This is a genomic window from Streptomyces sp. NPDC047022 (assembly GCF_040644155.1).
Taxonomy (GTDB): Bacteria; Actinomycetota; Actinomycetes; order Streptomycetales; family Streptomycetaceae; genus Streptomyces.
This window is the reverse complement of sequence record NZ_JBEYVV010000015.1, coordinates 37,421-55,712: the sequence shown is the minus strand read 5'-3', so window position 1 is coordinate 55,712 and position 18,292 is coordinate 37,421. Positions and strand designations below refer to the sequence as shown.

The following is an 18,292-nucleotide window of genomic DNA, read 5'->3' as shown; positions in this document are numbered from 1 at the left end:
CAGCATCGGGCACGGGCTCGGTCCGGGCTGGCGGAAATCCGACATGTAGGTGGGCCGACCTGGCATGACCCGGATCGCCGCCTACGCGGCTGGGGTGTGCGGGTGTGCCGGAATGCCGGAAACGCCGTCAGCGGCAGGTGTAACCGAAGCTCGCCTCCGCCGCGACCGGCTCCCGCTGGTGCGCGATCCGCAGGCGGGCGGTGCCACGGAAGCTGCCGGGACCGCGCACCGTCCAGCGGAGATGCACGGTGACCCTGTGGTCGCCGCGCCGGGCCATATGGACCAGCTCGCCCGAGTCGCCGCCGTCACTGCGCAACCACTGATACGTGACGGGGCCGCCGTGGCCGTCGGTGGTCAGCACGCCCACCAGATCAGCCGTCTGACCGCAGTGCAGCCGCCCGGTGGGCGCCTGGACCTCGACGGCGGTGACCGTCGGGGCCGGTGCCGGGCGCAGCAGCAGCCAGAGCAGGACGGCCGCGACGGCCAGGAACACGGTCGTGGCGATCCAGGCCCGCCGTCCGCGGCGGCGGGGGCCTGGGCGGTTGCCGTGTGCTGCGGGTGCGGTGCTCCACAGGGCGCGAAGGGCGTCCTGGGCCTCGGCCTCGACGGGGATGCCGGGACCGAAACGCAGCAGGATCTCGTTGTCGTCCCCGCCACTCGGAGGTGATGACGTGGTGGGAGGCTCCGCGGGGGTGCGGCTGCGCTTGCCCAGGACGGTGGCCTGGTCGTCCGGGGCGATGGGAGGGGCCTGATGCGGAACGGAGCGGGCACCGCTCCCGGGCATGGTGAGCTGCTCGTCCGGCGCGAGGTGCCGGTCCGCCTCCGGTTCCGGTGCTGCGACGCGTGCGTCCTGGGGCGCCGCGGCCGCCTCCTGCGCACCCGCCTCCTCCGCGGCCCCCGTGCCCTCCGCCGTCGACACCTCGGTGATGTCCGGGTGCGCGGCTGACACCGCCGCGCGGAGCCCGGTACGGCGCAGGAAGTCCGGCGGGAGGGCGGCGCGCCCCCCGACCAGAGTCGTTCGGGCCGCGATGAGGCCGTCGGTGTCGGCGGCGGTCGCGCAGTCGGAGAGCAGGTCGGCTGCCGGTGTGCCTTCGACCGTCCATGCCGCGCCGAGGGTGTGGGAAAGGCCGGCCCAGGCCGAGATGTCGGCTTCGCGGTGCGCGGCGGCGTCCGGCGCGTCGCCGAGCACCGTACCCAGCGCGGCCTCGGCGAGCAGCGCGACACCGTCCGGGGCGAGGACGACGGTGTCCGGGGCCGGTGCCCCGTGGGCGAGGCCCGCCGCGTGCAGGGCGAGCAGGGTTTGCGCGGTCTCGTTGAGGACGCTGGCCGCGCTGCCCGCGTCGAGGGCCTCACCGCCCTCCGCCAGCAGGTCGGCCAGCGTGGGAGCCGGCGGACGGACGGTGAGCAGCCACACCTCCCCGGCCTCCGCGACGAGGTCGACCGTGCGCAGCACTCCGGGCAGCCGCAGCTTCGCCACGGCCAGGACCGCTGCCGCCAGCCGCTCGCGCGTGCCCTCCGGGGCGAGCAGGGCTCGGTCGATGCGCAACGCGCCGAGAACGGGCTCGCCGGGCCGGTCCGGGAGCAGCGCGTGCCAGGTCCCGTGGCGCGCTTCCCGCGACCAGTCCGACAGGCGGCGCCCGGCGACCATGGTGGCTGTCGTCATGTCCTTCGGTTCTCGTTCGCTCAGCACGGCGGTGCGTCCTGGGAGGCGGTCTGCGGTCCGTTCGCGGCGGCCGGGGTGCTCGTCAGCGTGACCATCCAGGTGCCCCGGCACGGATGGTTGGCGAAGTCGGCCTCGAAGGTCACCGAGTAGTGCGTGCTGCCGGACAGCGTCTTGGTCTGGTTGCCGTAGGGGTCGGCGGGCGAGTTGACGTAGTAGTCCGCCGTCACGCTCAGGGGCCCGGTTCCCGTGGTGTCGACCGAGACGTCGGCGATGAGCGCGCCCTGGGTCTGCCCGCGCCGCCAGGAGCCGATGGTGATCGTCACGGTCCCTGGCGTGGACGCGGGCGTGGTCCCGGGTGGGGCGGGGCTCGCGGTCGTGGGCGTGGGCACGGGCGGCCCGGCGGTCGGCGGGGCGCCGGTCACGGAGGGCGGGGGCGGCGAGGCCGACGGGCTCGCCGAGGGTGTGCCCGAAGGCGTGGTGCCTGTCGTGGGCGGGACGGTTGCCGGGGACGGGGTGGGCGAAGTGGACGACGACGTGGACGGGTTGAGGGACGACGGCGTCGAACTGGCCACCGTCGTCGAGGTGTCGTGCGGACGCGCCGCCACGGCCGACGCCCCCACCGCGACGACGGCGAGCGCGGCCGCTGCGGCGGCGGCCTTCCACGCGCCGCGCCTCACCCGGCCGAGCAGGGTCAGGGCACGGGCCGGCGCGTCGAGCGTCGCGGTCTTCTTGAACGGGAACAACAGGGCCAGCAGGGCGGTGAGTTCGGCGAGTTCCCGGCGGCCTCGCTCCTCCCAGCCGACGCCGTACCCCTCGGCGGCGGCGCGCTCGAGGGCGGTGAGGAAGTCCTCGATGCCCGGCCGGTCCGCCGGGTCCTTGGCGAGCCCGTCGCGCAGCAGTCCGCGTACCGGCGCGGGTACGTCGTCCAAGAGGACAGGAGCCCTCAGATGCTGGAGAAGCAGTGCGCCCAGATGGTCCGCGGTGAATGGGCGGCGCCCGGTCAGGCACTCGTAGAACACGGCCGCCGCCGCGTACACGTCGCCAGCCGGGCCCGCCGGTTCGCCCTGCCACTGCTCGGGCGCCATGTAGGCGGGCGTGCCCGCGGCCCCGGTCTCGCGTCCGGTACGTACGGCGATACCGAAGTCGGCGAGCGCGCTCGTACCGTCGGCGCGGACCAGCACGTTCTCAGGTTTGTAGTCACGGTGGACGACCCCGGCGGCGTGGGCCGCGCCGAGGCCCAGCAGTGAGCCCTTGAGCAGCACCAGGGCGGCCTCGGGGCCGGTCGCCCCGTGCCGGCGCAGCAGCCGGCGGAGGCTGACGCCGTTCACCGCCTCCATGACGATGGCGGCGCCGACGCGCGCCTCGACGTACTCGTACAGCCGCACCACGCAAGGGTGCCTCAGCTCGCCGAGCAGCCGGGCCTCCGCACGGAACCGGGCGAGGAACTCCCGGTCACCGCGCAGGCGTTCGCTCAGGTACTTGACCGCGACAGGTACCCCGGTCTCGGTGTGCCGGGCCAGTACGACGCGTCCGCCGGCGCCCTCACCGAGGTCGCGCACCTGGTCGTAGCCGCGGACGGTCCATTCGCCGCCGGGTTCCGCTCGGTCCTCGCTCATGCGGCCTCCTCCACGGCCGCGCCCACCGCCCGGACGGGTCCCGCGCCGTTGCCGTCTCGACGGCGCCGTGCACGGCGGATCAGCCAGCGCACGGGTGCGGACCACACGGGGAACGCCACGAGGCCGACCACCAGGGCTTCGACCAACGTGGGCCACGGCGCGGCCAGCCGGCCCTCCAGCAGGTCCCCGATCCGGGAGCGCCAGGCCAGCAGCGCGAGGACGAGAAAGCCGTAGGTGCCCACGACGACCGCGAGGCCGTACGCGGCCATCCCCGCCTGGCGGGCGCCTGGCCGATGGCCGGTGCTCAGGTCCCGCCACAGGCCCTTGCGGAAGTAGGCGCTCGCCTCCTCACGCAGTCGCGGCACGCGCAGCGCGTCGGTCAGAGCCTGGTAACCGTCGAGCGGCATCAGGGGGTTGAAGTTGTAGAGCGTGTTCAGGTAGAGGCCGAAGGCGAGATGGAACAGCACCGCGGAGGCCGCCCCGGCGGGCAGGAAGGCGGCGCCGGCCGCGCACCAGCCGGCCAGCGCCGCCGTGGACAACGGCCCGGACAGCGCCACCACGACCCGCGACCTGCGCGTGCCGAACCACATGTCGCTGGTGTCCACGAACGCGAACGGCATGCCCATCATGAGCAGGAACCCGCCTCGCCGGACCTTGCGGCCGTACGACTTCACGGCCAGCGCGTGCGTCAGCTCGTGGACGACCAGGGCGGACACGTACCCGGCGGCAAGGAGTACCGGACCCCATGCGCCCGCCCCGCCGAAGTCCAGCAGGTGCTGGCGCCGCTGCGCGGTGAAGAACGCGACGAGGCCGCCGAGCACCGAGAGCCACGCCAGTGCCACCCCTGTCGGGGTGAAGAACCGCCAGCCGAAGGCCTGGTAGAGACGGGTCACGGCCCGGTCGAGGCCGGGGACGGACACCTCGAGTTTCAGGAGCGCCCGGTAAACGGCCCGCCCCACGCGACGCCAGAGGGTCCCCTCCGCCTCCTCCGGGCGGCCCGGCAGACCGCGCAGCAGGCCCGCGTCCGCGAACGCCGCCAGCGCCGCCTCGATGCGCGGCAGGGCGAGTTCGCCGAACCGGTCGGCGTAGGCGAACAGCAGGTCCCGCACGGTGTTCTCGCCGTCGACGGCGTGCCAGAGGAAGACCTCGCGCTCGTCCAGCTCCAGATACACGCCGGTGCGGGTGTTGTTCAGCACCCAGCGGGGCCGTCCGCGGTCGGCCGGCATCTCTTTGAGTGCCCAGCCGGAGCGACGGCGAGGGCGTGCGGTGAGCGGTCCGCCCGCCTCCGGCGCCGCCTCCTGGCCCACGGCGGTGGGAAGTCGGGTGAGCTGGGTCGGGACGACCTCGGTGCGCTGCCCGATGTGCCCCTCGCGGGGCTGCTCGAACACCATGCGTACGTCGCCGATGGACAGCTCGGTCCCGTCGGCGAGGTGGGCCACGCCGCCGTGCAGGTCGGCTCCGGCCACGGACGTGCCGTTGAAGGAGTCCAGGTCCTCGATCCGGAAACCCGACTCCGTTCGCACGATCCGGGCATGGCGGCGCGACACACTGCCGTCGGACAGGACGACGTCGTTGTCCGCGCCCCGGCCCAGTGACGTGACCGGGCCGGTGAGCGGGACGAGCAGGTCGGGTTCGTCGAGGCCGCGCAGGTGCGGCGCCGCGTACGAACTGGGTGTCGCGCCGCGGCGCAGGGTGCCGCAGTGCAGGCAGTAGGGGAAGTCGCGCCGCACGTGGACGCGGCAGGCGTGGCAGAGCATGGACCGGTTCAGCCCGCGCCGGAGCCGCCGCGGAGCATGCCCTCGGAGAAGCCGCCGTCCATGTCGGTTCCGGGCGTGGAGGACGACAGGTGGGTGGCGACACCGCCGCCGATACCGATGGTGCTCACGCCGCCGCGTATGCCCGCGGTGCCGCCGGGGCCGATCTCTCGGCCGCCTCCGCCGCCTTCGCCGCCACCCGGTTCGCCGCCGCCATGGCCGCCGGACGGGCGGTCGGTGTTCTCCGGGTCGCCGCCACCGCTGCCGTCATCGCCACCGCCACCGTGGCCGCCGCCGGACGGGCGGTCGGTGTTCTCGGGGTCGCCCCCGCCCTCACCACCACCGGAGCCGCCGCCCTCGCCGCCACCACCCTCGCCACCGTGGCCGCCGCCGGACGGGCGGTCGGTGTTCTCGGGGTCGCCCCCGCCCTCACCACCACCGGAGCCGCCGCCCTCGCCGCCACCATGGCCGCCCCCGGACGGGCGGTCCGTGTTCTCCGGGTCGCCACCGCCCTCACCACCGCCCTCACCACCACCGGAGCCGCCGCCGGAGCCGCCGCTGTCCCCGCCGCCGTCGCCCCCGTCCCGGTCGTAGATGCCTCCGTGCCCGAAGTGACCGGAGTCGCCGCCGCCCTCACCGTCGAAGCCGCCGTCGTGGCCGCCGTGACCGCCGAGATCCCCGAAACCACCGGCCCCGCCGAAACCACCGTCGGATCCGGCACCGCCGTCACCGAAGCCGCCGAACCCGCCGTCGGATCCGCCGTCACCGAACCCACCGAAACCACCGCCGTCACCGGCATCGCCTCGGCCGAAGTCACCGAACTCGCCGAACTCCCCGAATCCCCCGTCGGCTTCGGCCGGTGACTCATGGACCAGTCCCCCACCGAGCAAGCTCTGGGAAGGGGCGGCGGACACATCGAAGATGCCGGCGCTCTGCCGGTCGTCGGCGGAGAAGGACAGGCCGGAGTCATGGCCACCGGTGCTGTGGTCGCCAGTGAGGTGGTCGCCTGTGGCGTGGTCATCGGTGGTGTGGTCACCGAGGGCATGGCCGCCGGACAGGTGGTCGGCCGGTACGTCCGGGGCGTCATGGTGCGCCAGCGCGTGGGCCGCGCTCCCGAAGAACAGGGACGACTTGGACAGCCGCGCCTCGAGTGCGGCCGGTCCCCCGGTGGAGCCGGACTCGACGCGGAGGGAACGCAGTTCGGCGACCTGGCCGGACGTGAGGCCGAGTCTTCGGGCCACCTCGTCGGTGTCGCCGTCGAGTTCCGCTCTGAAGGCCGGGTCGACGGCGAGGCGGGTCAAGGCGTCGCGGAAGGCGTTGTCGGTCATGTCCTCAGGTCTCCGTGGGTCTGCGTACGCGAGTGATGAGCCCGGCGGAGCTGAGGATCCCCCGTGGTCGGCGGCAACTGCCTCTTCCGGCCATCCCCACCGATGCCTGCAGGATGGTTATAGAGGGCATGACTTGGCCCACGCAAGGCTCTGACGGGAACGAATATCCCCATTTACGCACCGAATCCATGCGGTACGTCTGCGCAAGGGCCGCCGGGCGAGGTGTCGGCCCTCCGTCCGGATCCGGACTGTCCCTGAACGGTTCGAGCGCCGTCCCGCCGGGGCCCTGTCCTCGCTCGGACACCGCACCAGGGCCGTCACGCGTCCACGCCGCGCCGCGTGTGACAGCGATGTACGAAACATGTCACAGGGCTCGGACCGCCGGGTGCCACCGCTTCCCGCAGGGCCCCGCCGGGTGGGATGTTACGGGCCGAAGTCGGCCACAGCGGCCGCCAGGAGGGATCGGGGGAACACCTTGACGAGCAGACAGCACCACACCGGCACAGGAAGAGCCGCCGGAACGGCTCAGAGAACCGGCAGGGCCGGCAAGCGGGACACCGTGCGGCGCCGCCGAGCGGCGGTGACCGCCTCGGCGCTCGCCATGGCCGTACCCCTGACTCTAGGAACCGCAGGCAACGCGGGGGCGGCGGGAGACCACTCGATCGTCTTCGCCCGCTACACCGCGGCCGCGCCCGTCGAGGACCTCTACGCGATCTCCTCCAGCGGCGGCGCGCCCGTCAAGCTCACCCACACTCCCACCGTCAGCGATGTGATGCCCAGTTGGTCGCCGGACGGCAAGCGGGTGGCCTTCGTCCGCTATGGATCCGGTGGTGCCATCGACGGCATCTGGACGATGACGTCCGCGGGCGGCGGTCTGAAGGCCGTCCCCGGCACCAAAGGCGCCTCCGACCCGGCGTGGTCCCCGGACGGCAAGCGGATCGCCTACGCGAAGCCGGTCGGCACCCAGCGCGAGATCTATGTGTCCGGCATCGACGGCACCCCCGCCACCCGGCTCACCCACAACGCGGGGGACGACCTCCATCCCACGTGGTCCCCGGACGGCACATACCTGGCGTTCAACCGTACGGACTCGGCCGGACACAGCAGGGTGATGCGGATCCGGCTGTCCACCCTGGCCCAGACCCCGGTCACCGGGTCCGGCTCTCACGACTGGACGCCCGACTGGTCGCACAGCGGCAGGATCGCCTTCAGCCGCGTGGACTCATCGGGCTTTGCCCACCTCTACCTCGTCCGTCCCGACGGCACCGGACTGCACCGCATCACCTCGGCCCGCCTCAACGACAAGAACCCCTCATGGTCCCCGGACGGCAGCCGCCTTGTCTTCACCAGAGGAGGTACGGACGACGCTGACCCCGAGCACCTCTACCTGGTACGGGCCGACGGCACGGGACTGACGCAGCTCACCAAGACCGGCTCCCACGACCTGGAAGCGGACTGGCGCCCGTAGACCGTCGTGGCCGTAGACGCGCCGCGTGCCGTTCCGGGCGCGCGGCGCGGCAGTCCCGGCGCGCGACGGTCCGGGACCGGAGCCGGCCGATGACGCCCATCGCCCGGTCGAGCACTGCGTGTGAGCCGGCTGCACGCCGAGGCCGGGAGCCATCGACCGCCAGAGCTCTGGCGGCGGTCTGCCGGTGTGCGCCTTGGCCATGGCCGCGGCGGACCTGCCGATGGCACGGCTCGGGGTGAGCGATCCGAAGAGTCGGTCCGCCCAGGACTGGGCATAGGACGCGGTCCCGCATCTGATGTACGGGATGGTGACCTACGGCAACGTCACGGCCTCCGAGCGTCAGCAATGAACCAGCCGGCGTGGCACTGACCGACTCCGCTCGAATCGGCCCGGCCGTGGTCCCGTGTCCGCGACCACGCCGACAGGGTGCCCGTTGCCAGAGGCAGGCATCTCCCGGTCCGCTCAGGCCGGGTCGAGGCGGACGTCGACGGAGCCGCCCGGGACCACCATGTGCGGGTGGAGCGCGCGTGACCGCCATGGATCGGGGAAACCGCACGGAACAACGACCGAACACGACCCGAAAGAGGTGTGTGATGGGGCACGGTGGCAACGTCATCGACGAGCTCACCACCGACCATCGCGAAGTGGAGGAGTTCTTCGGGCGCCTGCGCGCGCTGCCGGTGGGCCACAAGGACCGCCGGACCGTCTTGGACGAGCTCACGATCGAGCTCGTGCGGCACTCCGTCGCCGAGGAGATGTACCTCTATCCCGCGGCGCGTGAGCACCTCCCGGACGGCGATGCCCTGGCCGACAGGGAAATCCAGGATCATGCCGAGGTGGAGCGCCTCCTGAAGGCTCTGGAGAGCTGCGATGCCGACCATCCCGAGTTCGAGGTCCTGGTCCGGAAGCTGATCATCGACGTCACCGAGCACGTGGCGGAGGAGGAGCAGCAGCTGTTTCCCGGCCTCGCGCAGGTCTGCGCGCCCGAAGAGCTCAAAAGGCTCGGAGATCAGATCCGTATGGCCAAGAAGGTGGCGCCGACGCGCCCGCATCCCAGCGCCCCGGACACTCCGCCCGCGAACAAGCTCCTGGCGCCTGGCGCCGGCCTGGTCGACCGTGTCCGCGACTTCGTCACCGGCCGCGGGAAGCCCTGACCGGGTGACGGGCAGGGACCGTCGGTCACTTCCCTGGGGATCGCTCGTCACGCTCAGCGAAGGCGTTCCCGATGCGCGGACTCCATGGGGTGCGACCGGAAAGGAATGGGTGAAGCGCCGGGATCCGGGTAGTCGCCACCGCATATCCGCCCATAAGGGAGGCAGCCCACATGAAGGAAGCCAGACAGCACGGCAAGCCCGCCCTTTCCGCTGCGGAAGAACTCCGGCTCGAGGTCCGAGATGCCGAACTCGACGTGACCGGTCAACGCCACCCTCGCGGCGGGGCGGGGAACGCGCTGAGGCCCCATCGTCGCGCCCAGGAAGAAGCGGCAGGCTCCGAGCTTAGGGGGCGACGTCCGAGCCGGGACCGATAGCCGCTCTTCGGCCTCCCGGCGAGCCGGTTCTGCCGACCGGCCACGCGATGGCTGACGAAGCCGAGTGAACAGCACAGCTGTGAGCACCGGCAGCAGCATCATCGGGCCGTTACCGCCATATCAGTAATCCGCGGGACCGAGTCCCCATCCTCCGACGTCGCCCGTGTCGCGAACTGGTCACGCCGCTCGATTCTCCTGCGGTCAGAATCCGACCGGGCGGGGAAGGAGACGGGGAATTGGAGATCCAGCATCCGGCAGACCGCGGAGGCGGCAAGCGCGGCGCTTTCGAGTGGCTGGCAGAGGGGGCATCCCGCTTCACCAGTTCACCGGTGTTCTTCGGTCTGTGTCTGGCCTTGGTGGCAGGGTCCGTGGCCGTGCATCTCTGCGGGTTCGGCCTCGAGTGGCAGGTGTTCGCCGGGAGCTGCATGACATCCGTGACCTTGCTGCTGCTCGCGCTGCTGAAGAATTCGGAACTTCGAGCCGAGCGCGCCATCCAGCGCAAGCTGGATGCGATCGCTTCCGCCATGCTCGAAGCGAGCGAAGGCGAGCCGGGGGCGGCGCACAAGGATCTGAAGGCAGCAATCCGGCTGGAGGAGGAAACCTGACGCACGCGTCGGAAGGAGACGGCATCACGAGTCCCGGCAGCCGGACATAACCCCTGCCGGGACCTTGCCGGTGGTCAGGAAAGTCGCCGGGGCATCCGTGGATGACCATGGCGCTCTCCTGGACGCTCTCCTGCTGCTGATCGCCGGGGGACGGGCACGACGATCACCAGGTCCGCACACGCTCAGGTGAACTCCCGTGCCAGGCCAGGCGAATTCCCGTGCCGAGCGATGGAGCCTGCCTCCGGAGCCGGCGCCCAGGCATAAGTGTGTCGCTCAAGGGAACCCCCAGCAGAAGTCGTAGAAGACCCATGAAGGATGTCTTCAAGAACCTTTCGGCGGGCGGAGATCATGAGCACCACCGACGAAAACAGCCAGAAGAGCGGCAACGCCGCGGAGGAACGCCTGGATCTACCCACTGTGATACGTCAGGCAAGCGCCCAGCTCTCCCTTTTGCTGCAACGCGAAGCAGGGACGGTCTCCGCGGTGGGGGCCACGGATGGCGGATGGTCGGCGCAGGTCGAGGTGGTCGAACTGGAGCGAGTTCCGGACACCATGAGTGTCATGGCGTCCTATCGCATCGAACTCGACCACCAGGGACGTCTCCTCGCCTATGAGCGGCTGCGCAGGTACGCCAGGGGCCAGATCGACCGCCGCTGAGTCAAGAAGGTGCCGCGCGTCCGCACGCGACACGGCACCGGGACGGATCAACGGAAAGAGTTCTCCATGACCCTCGTTCAACAGAACAGCCCCACCTCCGGAGGAAGCGGATCAGGAAATCTCTACGACGTCCTCGAACTCATTCTGGACCGAGGCCTCGTCATCGACGCATTCGTGCGGGTATCTCTGGTGGGAATCGAGATACTCAAGATCGACGTTCGTGTCGTCGTCGCCAGTGTCGACACTTATCTGCGGTTCGCCGAGGCGTGCAACCGCCTCGATCTGGAGTCGGGCCGCAAGGCTCCCAGCCAACTCACCGATCTCGTGGGCGACATGACCGAGAGCGGCGCGAAGGGGAAGTCCAAAGGCGCGTTGACCGGGGCCGTCGAGGCTTTCACGGATTCCCTGCAGGGGAAACGTGACGAACCCGAGGAAGAGCCACGCAGGCGCCCGGCGCGCAAGTCGACGTCCAGCCGCCAGTCGGCCCAGCGCCGTGAGGAGTGAGAAGTGCCCACCTACGTCTACGGCATCACCCGTGCCGACCATCCGCTGCGTCTCGAGGGCGTGCACGGAGTCGGCGAGCCGGCGACCGCGCTCCGGGCCGTACGGACCGACACGCTCGCCGCGGTCGTCAGCGACGCGCCCGAGGCGCTGCGCGCCAAACGCCGTGATGTGCGGGCCCACCAGGGCGTGCTGGAGGCGCTGATGGCCGACGGCGCGACGCTCCCCATGCGTTTCGGGCACCTCGCTCCGGACGACGACCAGGTCACGGCGGCACTCGACGCGGAGAGCGACGGCTACCGCGCCCGGCTGGCCCAGCTCGACGGTCATGTCGAGTACAGCCTCAAGGTCGCACGCGACGAGGACGACCTGTTGCGTGAGATCGTCATGCGGTCCGGCCCTGTGCGGGAGCTGCGCGAACGGACCCTGGCCGACCCCGCCGCCCACGAAGAGCGCCTCGCCCTCGGCGAGATGGTCTCCCATGAGGTGGACGCGCGGCGCGCCTCCGAAGGAGAGGAACTCCGCAACGCGCTGACCCCGAACGCGACAAGCGTGTCGGTGGGCGAAGCCGGCGGCGGCCACCTCCTCAGCCTGTCGTTCCTCGTCCGGAACGAGGAGACTGCGGCGTTCGTCCGGGCCGTGCAACGCGAGGCCGACCGGCGCGGGGATGCCTACACGTTCACCCTCACGGGCCCCCTTCCGCCGTACAGCTTCGTCTGAGCGCCCGCGCGCGTCCACCGCCGGACCGGAAGGGAGTCGGCCATGGGCCTGTTCACCGGCATCCTCACTCTGCCGCTTGCCCCCGTCCGGGGAACCTTCTGGGTCATCGATCAGGTGATGACGGCCGCGGAGCAGGAGTACTACGACCCCGAGCCCGTACGGCGGCAACTGGCGGAGCTCGAACGCGCGCTGACCGATGGCCGCATATCCGAGGAGGAGTACGAACGCCGCGAGGACGAGTTGCTCGACCGGCTGGAAGAGATCGAGCGCCACCGGCGGAAAGGCGGCGGAAACCCTTGATGATCCGCGACGAAGGAAGAGGAGAGACCGAGGTGTACACACCATGACGAAGAACGTCAAGATAGCCGTCGCTCTGGTGGGGGGATATCTGCTGGGGCGGACGAAGAAGGCCAAGATGGCCATGGGACTGGGCCTGTTCCTGGCCGGCAAGAAGCTCGACCTCGACCCCAGGCGGGTCGGCAAGCTGATCGCCAACTCGCCTGCCCTCGATGGTCTCAACCAGCAGGTACGAACGGAACTGGTGGAGGCCACACGCTCCGCGGCCACCGAGGCCCTCACTCAGCGTGCGGCTGGTCTCGCCACCTCCCTCGCGCGGCGCACCGAGGCGCTCGACGCCCCCGGGGCCGACGGCGGCGCGGTGCGCGACGACGAGCCGGACGCTCGCGACGAGCGGGACGAGGACGCGCCGGGCGATGAACGCGACGATCGGACGGCACGCCGCAAGACGTCGGGGAGCAGCGGCGGCAAGGCGTCCGGGGACGGCGGGCGCACTCCGGCGAAGCGGGCCCGCTCGGCAGCGGAGGGCGGCGCGCGCCGCACCGGCGCGGCCACCCGCGGGCGCACCGGCTCCGCGAAGTCCGGGACCGAGAAGACGGGTGGAACCCGCTCGGGCGCCGCGAAGAAGAGGACGACCGCGGCCCGCAAGAGCGGCGGTGACGACCATGCCTGACTCCACCCTCGGCAAGATCAGGAATGACGTACTCGCCAGCCCCGCCGCCGACCGCCTCAAGGAAGAGCTGCGCAACTACCTGCTCGCCCGCGCCGAGCACACCGTCACCGGCCTCGGCCGGCGACTGGGCGAGGGCGTCACCAAGCTGGCCCGGCCCGGCGACGGCGTCGGCGGCCCGCTCAAGAGCCTCGCCAAGGGCGGCCAGGCACTCGCCGAGGGCAGGTCCCCCGCGCAGGCGGCGATGACCGCGGGCGCCTCCCATCTCAAAGAGACGGTGAAGGACAGGGTCAAGCGGCTGTTCGGCAAGGGACGCAAGTCGGGCGGCGGCAAGTCCAAGAGTGTCACCATCGTCGAGGACATCGACGTCGGCGTGCCCGTGCGCGAGGCGTACGACCAGTGGACCCAGTTCCAGGAGTTCAGCACCTTCGCCAAGGGGGTGGTGAGCGTGGAGAAGGCGGACGACACCACCAGCAACTGGAAGGTGAAGGTGGCCAAGTCCACTCGTAGTTGGAAGGCCGACGTCACCGAGCAGGTCCCCGACGAGCGGATCTCGTGGACGACGGAGGGCGCCAAGGGCACGGTGAAGGGCGTCGTGACCTTCCACGCCGTCACCGCCGACCTCACCAAGGTCCTGCTCGTCCTCGAGTACTTCCCCAAGGGCCTGTTCGAGAAGACCGGGAACATCTGGCGCGCTCAGGGGCGCCGTGCGCGGCTGGACCTGAAGCTCTTCCGCAAGTTCATCATGATGCGCGGCGAGGCGACGGACGGCTGGCGCGGCGAGGTCCGTGACGGGGAAGTCGCCGTCACCCACGACGACGCCGTCGAACGCGAACAGGCCGAGGAACGGGAACAGGAACGGTCCGCGGAACAGGAGCAGGGCGGGGTACAGGAGCAGGGCGACCCGGAAGACGGCGACGCTCATGCGGCCCACGACGGCGCCGATGACGAACTCCCCGCCGAGGACGCGGCCGACGAGCTCTACGAAGAGCCCTACGAGGAGGAGGACGTCGAGGGCTACGACGACGGGTTCACCGACGAAGGCGAGGAGCCGTACGAGGACGACGAACCCGAGGCATACGACGAGGAGGGCGAGCCCGACGACCGGGTGGAGGACGACGAGCCCGAGCACGATGACGAACCGGCCCCCCACGCCTCCCGTCGTCGGCGCCACGCCGACGCGCGGGCATGATCCGGGACGGCCGACACAGACAAGGGTGACGACGTGTCCGATTCACTCAGCGGCCGGCTGCCCGCCCCGACGCGCACCACGCCCGCGTACGCGGGACAGGGGTCGTCCGCGAACCTGGCCGACATCCTGGAGCGGGTCCTCGACAAGGGCGTCGTGATCGCGGGCGACATCCAGATCAATCTGCTCGACATCGAGTTGCTGACCATCAAACTCCGCCTGGTGGTGGCGTCCGTGGACAAGGCGAAGGAGATGGGCATCGACTGGTGGGAGCACGACCCCTCGCTGTCCTCCGGTGCCTCGTCCGGCTCCCGCGCCCCTGCCACCGAGCTGACGGAGGAGAACGTACGGCTGCGCGCCGAGGTCGCCCGCCTGCGCGCCGCGGCCGACCTGGCATCGGGTGACCGGAGGGACGGCCATGAGTGACGCGGAGATGCTCTACGTCTACGCGGTCGGCCGGGACGACCGGGCTCTAGACCGGCTGACGAGCCTGGTCACCGGGGTGGACCGGCATGCCCTGCGGCTGGTGGGCAGCCGCGGTCTGGCCGCCCTGGTGTCGCCCGTGCCGGCCGACCGTTTCGCGGAGGCGAGCCTCATGGCGCAACTGGAGGACCTGGGCCGCCTGGAGAGCCTCGCCCGGGCTCACCATGCCGTCGTCGACGCGGCCTTCGCCGAGACGACGGTCCTGCCGATGCGCCTCGCCACGGTGTACCGCGACGAGCCGCGGGTGGCTGCCGTGCTCGACGAGCAGTACACGCACTTCGAGAAGCTGCTGCGCTTGTTCGACGGCCACGTCGAGCTGGGAGTGAAGGTCTACGCCGTACCGCACGCCGTCTCGCACGCCGTGCCCGAACAGCCGGAGACCGGGCCGGCTGCCTCGACGCCCGGCCGGGCCTACCTGCGTCGCCGCAGAGCCCAGCGGAACACCGTGCGGTATGCCGCCCGCGCCGCGTCCACCATCGCGGAGGCCGCGGCGCGGAAGGCGGACGCGCTCGCCACGGCCCGCGCGGTGCACCGTCCCCAGCAGGGCGAATGGTCCGGCGGGCGGGGCGAGAACGTGGCCAATGAGTCGTACCTCGTGCCGCTGGACGCGGTTGACGAGTTCCGCGGGAGCCTGAGCGCGCTCGCACGCGACGAGCCGGGCGTCGGCATCGAGGTGACCGGACCGTGGGCACCGTATTCCTTCGCGGCGCAAGCCGCGCGGGAGCGCGTGAACAGCGGGGAACGGGAATGAGCGCGCAGTCCAGGGGCACCCACGGACCCGATCACCTCGCCGGGCCGCCCGTTGCCCTCATCGACCTGCTGGACCGGCTGCTGAACGGCGGGGCGGTGCTGACGGGCGATGTGGTGCTGAGCATCGCCGACGTGGACCTGGTTCATATCAACCTCCGCGCGGTCATCCGGTCGATCACATCGGACGACCCGGCGCCTCGCTGCGCGCTTCCACGGCCGCGTGACCAGGAGTTGTGACCATGCCGGAAAACCCCGTACACCAGCGATTGCAGGCGGACCCCGACACGGTGGAAAGAGATCTCATCAAACTTGTCCTCACCATCGTCGAACTGCTGCGCCAGCTCATGGAGAGGACCGCGATCCACCGCGTGGACCAGGGCGATCTGAGTGAGGAGCAGGAGGAACGCATCGGCATGACGCTGATGGTCCTCCAGGAACGCATGGAGGAATTGTGCGAGCGGTACGACCTCACACCGAATGACCTGAATCTGGATCTCGGCCCATTGGGTTCATTGCTTCCGCGCGATCTGTGACAAGGCCGGACTCCCTGTTTTCCACACGTGACCGAGGGCAGACGGAGAACCATGACCACCGAGAACAAGAACACCAGGAATGCGACCGCTTCGGACGCCGAGAAGTCCGCCGCCTCCCGGGCGGCGACGGCGCGTGGTACGGCCCAGCAGGCCAAGGAGTCGGCGCGGGAGGCGAAGAAGTCGACGGCGTCCAGCGCCCGTTCGGCCGGTGATGCCGCCCAGAGCGTGACCCACGCGGCGGCCGTCGGGATCCAGAGCGGGCGGGAGGCGGTCGAGGCCAACGCTGCCAGGGTCGCCGCCGCCGCGGGCTCGGCGTGGGCGGTTGTCAAACATCGCAAGGCGGTCGTGGCTGGAGCGGCGACGGCCGTGGCAGGTGTCGCCGGGGCGGCGTTCGCCATGGGCCGCTCCACGGCCAAGCCACGGACGGGCCCGCTGACCCGGCTCACCGGGGGCCGGATCTGAGCCCTTCCGGCGGCACGTCCGGACGGACCCCCCGTGGACTCCGTCAGCCGAGTTGCCGGGCGAACGCCTCGTACGCACGGTCATCGAAGAGGACGAACCGCACCTCTTCCACCGACGTCGGTGTGTTCCGCACCGTCTCCACCGCGATACGGGCAGCGTCCTCCATCGGCCACCGGTACACGCCGGTGGAGATGGCGGGGAACGCGACGCTGCGGGCGCCGAGTTCATCGGCGAGCTTCAGCGACTCCCGGTAGCAGGAAACCAGCAGCTCCGAGCGGTCCTCCGTGGCCGCGAAGACGGGGCCCACCGTGTGGATCACCCAGCGTGCGTCCAGTTCGCCCGCCGTCGTGGCGACCGCCTTGCCCGTGGGCAGTCCCTTGCCGTAGCGCGAGGCGCGGAGCCTACGGCACTCCTCGAGGATCGCCGGGCCACCGCGCCGGTGGATGGCCCCGTCCACGCCTCCCCCGCCGAGCAGCGAGGAGTTGGCCGCGTTGACGATCGCGTCGGCGCTCTCCCGGGTGATGTCGCCCTGGGCCAGGGTGATCGTGGTCATGTCTGCCTCAGCCCCCTCCAGACCGCCTTCGCCGCGTTGTGCCCCGACATGCCGTGCACGCCGGGGCCCGGCGGGGTGGCCGACGAGCAGATGAAGACGGCCGGGTGCGGGGTGTTGTACGGGAACAGGGAGAGTCTCGGACGCAGCAGGAGCTGGAGTCCGGACGCCGCGCCGGAGGCGATGTCGCCGCCCACGTAGTTGGCGTTGCGGGCGGCCAGTTCGGGAGGGCCTGCCGTGGCGCGGGCGAGCACGCGGTCGCGGAAGCCCGGCGCGAAGCGCTCCAGCTGGCGTTCCATCGCGTCGGTGAGGTCGCCCCGCCAGTTGTTCGGCACATGGCCGTAGGCCCAGAAGACCTGTTTGCCCTCCGGGGCCCGGGTGGGGTCGGCGACGCCGGGCTGCACGGTGATGAGGAACGGCACGTCCGGTGCCCGGCCCTCGCGGGACGCGGCACGCAGGGCGGTACCGATCTCCGCGCTGTCGGCGCCGATCTGCACCGTGCCCGCGACGCGCGGCTCCCGTGCGGTCCACGGCACCGGTCCGTCCAGGGCGTAGTCGATCTTGAAGACGCCGGCGCCGTACCGGTAGCCCTCGCAGTAGCGGCCGAGGCCCGCGATCCGGGCCAGGGCGGTCGGCGAGGTGTCGAAGATGTACGCGCGCGCCGGGGGCAGGTCGTCCAGGCGCTTGACCTCGTAGTCGGTGTGGATGGTCCCGCCGAGGTCTTCCAGGTATGCGGCGAGCGCGTCCGAGATGGACTGGGAGCCGCCACGGGCGACCGGCCAGCCGCGGGCGTGCGCGGCCAGCGCGAAGACCAGGCCGACCGCGCTGGTGGCGAATCCGCCGAGCGGTGCCATCACATGGGCGACGAGCCCGGCGAACAGGGCCTTCGCCCGCTCGTCGCGGAAGCGGCGCATGAGCCAGGTCGACGGGGGCAGACCGGTGAGGCCGAAGCGGGCCAGCGTCAGCGGGTCCTGGGGCAGGGCGGTGAGCGGAAGCGACATGAAGTCGCGGGCCAGGGTGTCCCAGCGGCTGAGGAAGGGTGCGACAAGCCGCCGGTACGTTCCCGCGTCGCGCGGCCCGAACGAGGCGGCCGTCTCGGCGACGGACCGGGACAGCACCGCCGCCGTGCCGTCCGGGAACGGGTGGGCCATCGGCAGCTCGGCGTGGAGCCACTCGAGGCCGTAGCGCTCCAGGGGCAGGGCACGGAAGGCGGGCGAGTTGATACCGAGAGGGTGGGCCGCGGAACAGGGGTCGTGCCGGAATCCGGGCAGGGTCAGTTCCTCGGTGCGGGCGCCCCCGCCGACGGTGCCGCGCGCCTCGAAGACGGCCACGGAGAACCCGCGGCGGGCCAGCTCCACGGCAGCCGTCAGTCCGTTGGGCCCCGCTCCCACCACGACCGCATCGTGTATCGACGGCACCTTCGGACTCCTTCGTCAGCCGACGCGCGCTCGGCATCAGGATATGCCGGGGGCGGGCGTCGTCCGGCCGCGGGTGGCGGTCGGCGGACGAAGCGGCGAT

Annotated in this window: 20 protein-coding genes; 14 read left to right on the top strand and 6 right to left on the bottom strand. The window is 71.5% G+C overall.

Annotated elements, in window-relative coordinates; genetic code table 11:
- Nucleotides 1-127: 127 nt before the first annotated feature.
- From ABZ845_RS17840 to ABZ845_RS17825, 4 genes are read right to left on the bottom strand one after another with little or no spacing between them, the layout of a single operon-like run.
- The gene (locus ABZ845_RS17840) at nt 128-1,663 is read right to left on the bottom strand and encodes a hypothetical protein (protein ID WP_360980068.1); all 1,536 of its coding nucleotides are present in this window, start codon (nt 1,661-1,663) and stop codon (nt 128-130) included.
- Nucleotides 1,664-1,683: 20 nt separating this feature from the next.
- Nucleotides 1,684-3,279, bottom strand: a complete 1,596-nt coding sequence (locus ABZ845_RS17835; protein ID WP_360980065.1) for a serine/threonine-protein kinase — start codon at nt 3,277-3,279, stop codon at nt 1,684-1,686.
- A complete protein-coding gene (locus ABZ845_RS17830) occupies nt 3,276-5,036 on the bottom strand; it encodes an FHA domain-containing protein (RefSeq protein ID WP_360980062.1) in 1,761 nt (586 codons plus the stop codon). Before ABZ845_RS17830 ends, ABZ845_RS17835 begins: the two co-directional genes overlap by 4 nt.
- Before the next feature lie 8 nt (nt 5,037-5,044).
- Entirely contained in the window at nt 5,045-6,361 is a 1,317-nt protein-coding gene (locus ABZ845_RS17825; protein WP_360980059.1) for a hypothetical protein, read from the bottom strand.
- 475 nt (nt 6,362-6,836) lie between these two features.
- Between ABZ845_RS17825 and ABZ845_RS17820 the strand changes: the two genes are divergently transcribed.
- The 14 genes from ABZ845_RS17820 to ABZ845_RS17755 all read left to right on the top strand — a co-directional run bounded on the left by ABZ845_RS17820 (nt 6,837) and on the right by ABZ845_RS17755 (nt 16,224).
- Complete coding sequence (locus ABZ845_RS17820) at nt 6,837-7,829, top strand: hypothetical protein (protein WP_360980056.1); 993 nt, start codon at nt 6,837-6,839, stop codon at nt 7,827-7,829.
- A gap of 593 nt (nt 7,830-8,422) precedes the next feature.
- On the top strand, nt 8,423-8,983 hold the full coding sequence (locus tag ABZ845_RS17815) for a hemerythrin domain-containing protein (protein WP_360980054.1): 561 nt from the start codon (nt 8,423-8,425) through the stop codon (nt 8,981-8,983).
- A 610-nt stretch (nt 8,984-9,593) separates the two neighbouring features.
- A complete protein-coding gene (locus ABZ845_RS17810; protein WP_360980051.1) occupies nt 9,594-9,962 on the top strand; it encodes a low affinity iron permease family protein in 369 nt (122 codons plus the stop codon).
- 348 nt (nt 9,963-10,310) lie between these two features.
- On the top strand, nt 10,311-10,619 hold the full coding sequence (locus ABZ845_RS17805) for a gas vesicle protein (RefSeq protein WP_360980048.1): 309 nt from the start codon (nt 10,311-10,313) through the stop codon (nt 10,617-10,619).
- 66 nt (nt 10,620-10,685) lie between these two features.
- A complete protein-coding gene (locus tag ABZ845_RS17800) occupies nt 10,686-11,123 on the top strand; it encodes a gas vesicle structural protein GvpA (protein WP_360980045.1) in 438 nt (145 codons plus the stop codon).
- Between the two features lie 3 nt (nt 11,124-11,126).
- Nucleotides 11,127-11,840, top strand: a complete 714-nt coding sequence (locus ABZ845_RS17795; protein ID WP_360980042.1) for a GvpL/GvpF family gas vesicle protein — start codon at nt 11,127-11,129, stop codon at nt 11,838-11,840.
- A 42-nt stretch (nt 11,841-11,882) separates the two neighbouring features.
- Nucleotides 11,883-12,140 (top strand): gas vesicle protein GvpG, encoded by a 258-nt coding sequence (locus ABZ845_RS17790; RefSeq protein ID WP_360980039.1) that lies wholly within the window; start codon nt 11,883-11,885, stop codon nt 12,138-12,140.
- 43 nt (nt 12,141-12,183) lie between these two features.
- Nucleotides 12,184-12,810 carry a hypothetical protein gene (locus ABZ845_RS17785; protein WP_360980036.1) on the top strand — a complete coding sequence of 209 codons (627 nt, stop codon included), beginning with the start codon at nt 12,184-12,186 and terminating at the stop codon, nt 12,808-12,810.
- Entirely contained in the window at nt 12,803-13,999 is a 1,197-nt protein-coding gene (locus ABZ845_RS17780) for an SRPBCC family protein (RefSeq protein WP_360980033.1), read from the top strand. The genes ABZ845_RS17785 and ABZ845_RS17780 overlap by 8 nt, the downstream gene beginning before the upstream one ends.
- A gap of 33 nt (nt 14,000-14,032) precedes the next feature.
- Nucleotides 14,033-14,422: a gas vesicle protein gene (locus ABZ845_RS17775; protein ID WP_360980030.1), complete on the top strand. Its 390-nt coding sequence runs from the start codon at nt 14,033-14,035 to the stop codon at nt 14,420-14,422.
- Nucleotides 14,415-15,230: a GvpL/GvpF family gas vesicle protein gene (locus tag ABZ845_RS17770; RefSeq protein WP_360980027.1), complete on the top strand. Its 816-nt coding sequence runs from the start codon at nt 14,415-14,417 to the stop codon at nt 15,228-15,230. Before ABZ845_RS17775 ends, ABZ845_RS17770 begins: the two co-directional genes overlap by 8 nt.
- Entirely contained in the window at nt 15,227-15,466 is a 240-nt protein-coding gene (locus ABZ845_RS17765; RefSeq protein ID WP_360980024.1) for a gas vesicle protein, read from the top strand. The genes ABZ845_RS17770 and ABZ845_RS17765 overlap by 4 nt, the downstream gene beginning before the upstream one ends.
- Before the next feature lie 2 nt (nt 15,467-15,468).
- Nucleotides 15,469-15,762 (top strand): gas vesicle protein K, encoded by a 294-nt coding sequence (locus ABZ845_RS17760; RefSeq protein WP_360980021.1) that lies wholly within the window; start codon nt 15,469-15,471, stop codon nt 15,760-15,762.
- A gap of 51 nt (nt 15,763-15,813) precedes the next feature.
- Nucleotides 15,814-16,224, top strand: coding sequence for a hypothetical protein (locus ABZ845_RS17755; RefSeq protein ID WP_360980018.1), 411 nt, complete (start codon nt 15,814-15,816; stop codon nt 16,222-16,224).
- A gap of 43 nt (nt 16,225-16,267) precedes the next feature.
- Here the strand turns inward: ABZ845_RS17755 and ABZ845_RS17750 are convergent, their stop codons facing one another.
- On the bottom strand, nt 16,268-16,777 hold the full coding sequence (locus tag ABZ845_RS17750) for an O-acetyl-ADP-ribose deacetylase (RefSeq protein ID WP_360980015.1): 510 nt from the start codon (nt 16,775-16,777) through the stop codon (nt 16,268-16,270).
- Complete coding sequence (locus ABZ845_RS17745; protein ID WP_360980304.1) at nt 16,774-18,183, bottom strand: NAD(P)/FAD-dependent oxidoreductase; 1,410 nt, start codon at nt 18,181-18,183, stop codon at nt 16,774-16,776. The genes ABZ845_RS17750 and ABZ845_RS17745 overlap by 4 nt, the downstream gene beginning before the upstream one ends.
- Between the last annotated feature and the right edge of the window lie 109 nt (nt 18,184-18,292).

Coding starts and splice junctions, on each gene's coding strand:
- ABZ845_RS17840 (WP_360980068.1), bottom strand. CDS start 1,663: ATGACGACAGCCACCATGGTCGCCGGGCGCCGCCTGTCGGACTGGTCG.
- ABZ845_RS17835 (WP_360980065.1), bottom strand. CDS start 3,279: ATGAGCGAGGACCGAGCGGAACCCGGCGGCGAATGGACCGTCCGCGGC.
- ABZ845_RS17830 (WP_360980062.1), bottom strand. CDS start 5,036: ATGCTCTGCCACGCCTGCCGCGTCCACGTGCGGCGCGACTTCCCCTAC.
- ABZ845_RS17825 (WP_360980059.1), bottom strand. CDS start 6,361: ATGACCGACAACGCCTTCCGCGACGCCTTGACCCGCCTCGCCGTCGAC.
- ABZ845_RS17815 (WP_360980054.1), top strand. CDS start 8,423: ATGGGGCACGGTGGCAACGTCATCGACGAGCTCACCACCGACCATCGC.
- ABZ845_RS17805 (WP_360980048.1), top strand. CDS start 10,311: ATGAGCACCACCGACGAAAACAGCCAGAAGAGCGGCAACGCCGCGGAG.
- ABZ845_RS17800 (WP_360980045.1), top strand. CDS start 10,686: ATGACCCTCGTTCAACAGAACAGCCCCACCTCCGGAGGAAGCGGATCA.
- ABZ845_RS17790 (WP_360980039.1), top strand. CDS start 11,883: ATGGGCCTGTTCACCGGCATCCTCACTCTGCCGCTTGCCCCCGTCCGG.
- ABZ845_RS17785 (WP_360980036.1), top strand. CDS start 12,184: ATGACGAAGAACGTCAAGATAGCCGTCGCTCTGGTGGGGGGATATCTG.
- ABZ845_RS17780 (WP_360980033.1), top strand. CDS start 12,803: ATGCCTGACTCCACCCTCGGCAAGATCAGGAATGACGTACTCGCCAGC.
- ABZ845_RS17770 (WP_360980027.1), top strand. CDS start 14,415: ATGAGTGACGCGGAGATGCTCTACGTCTACGCGGTCGGCCGGGACGAC.
- ABZ845_RS17765 (WP_360980024.1), top strand. CDS start 15,227: ATGAGCGCGCAGTCCAGGGGCACCCACGGACCCGATCACCTCGCCGGG.
- ABZ845_RS17760 (WP_360980021.1), top strand. CDS start 15,469: ATGCCGGAAAACCCCGTACACCAGCGATTGCAGGCGGACCCCGACACG.
- ABZ845_RS17755 (WP_360980018.1), top strand. CDS start 15,814: ATGACCACCGAGAACAAGAACACCAGGAATGCGACCGCTTCGGACGCC.
- ABZ845_RS17750 (WP_360980015.1), bottom strand. CDS start 16,777: ATGACCACGATCACCCTGGCCCAGGGCGACATCACCCGGGAGAGCGCC.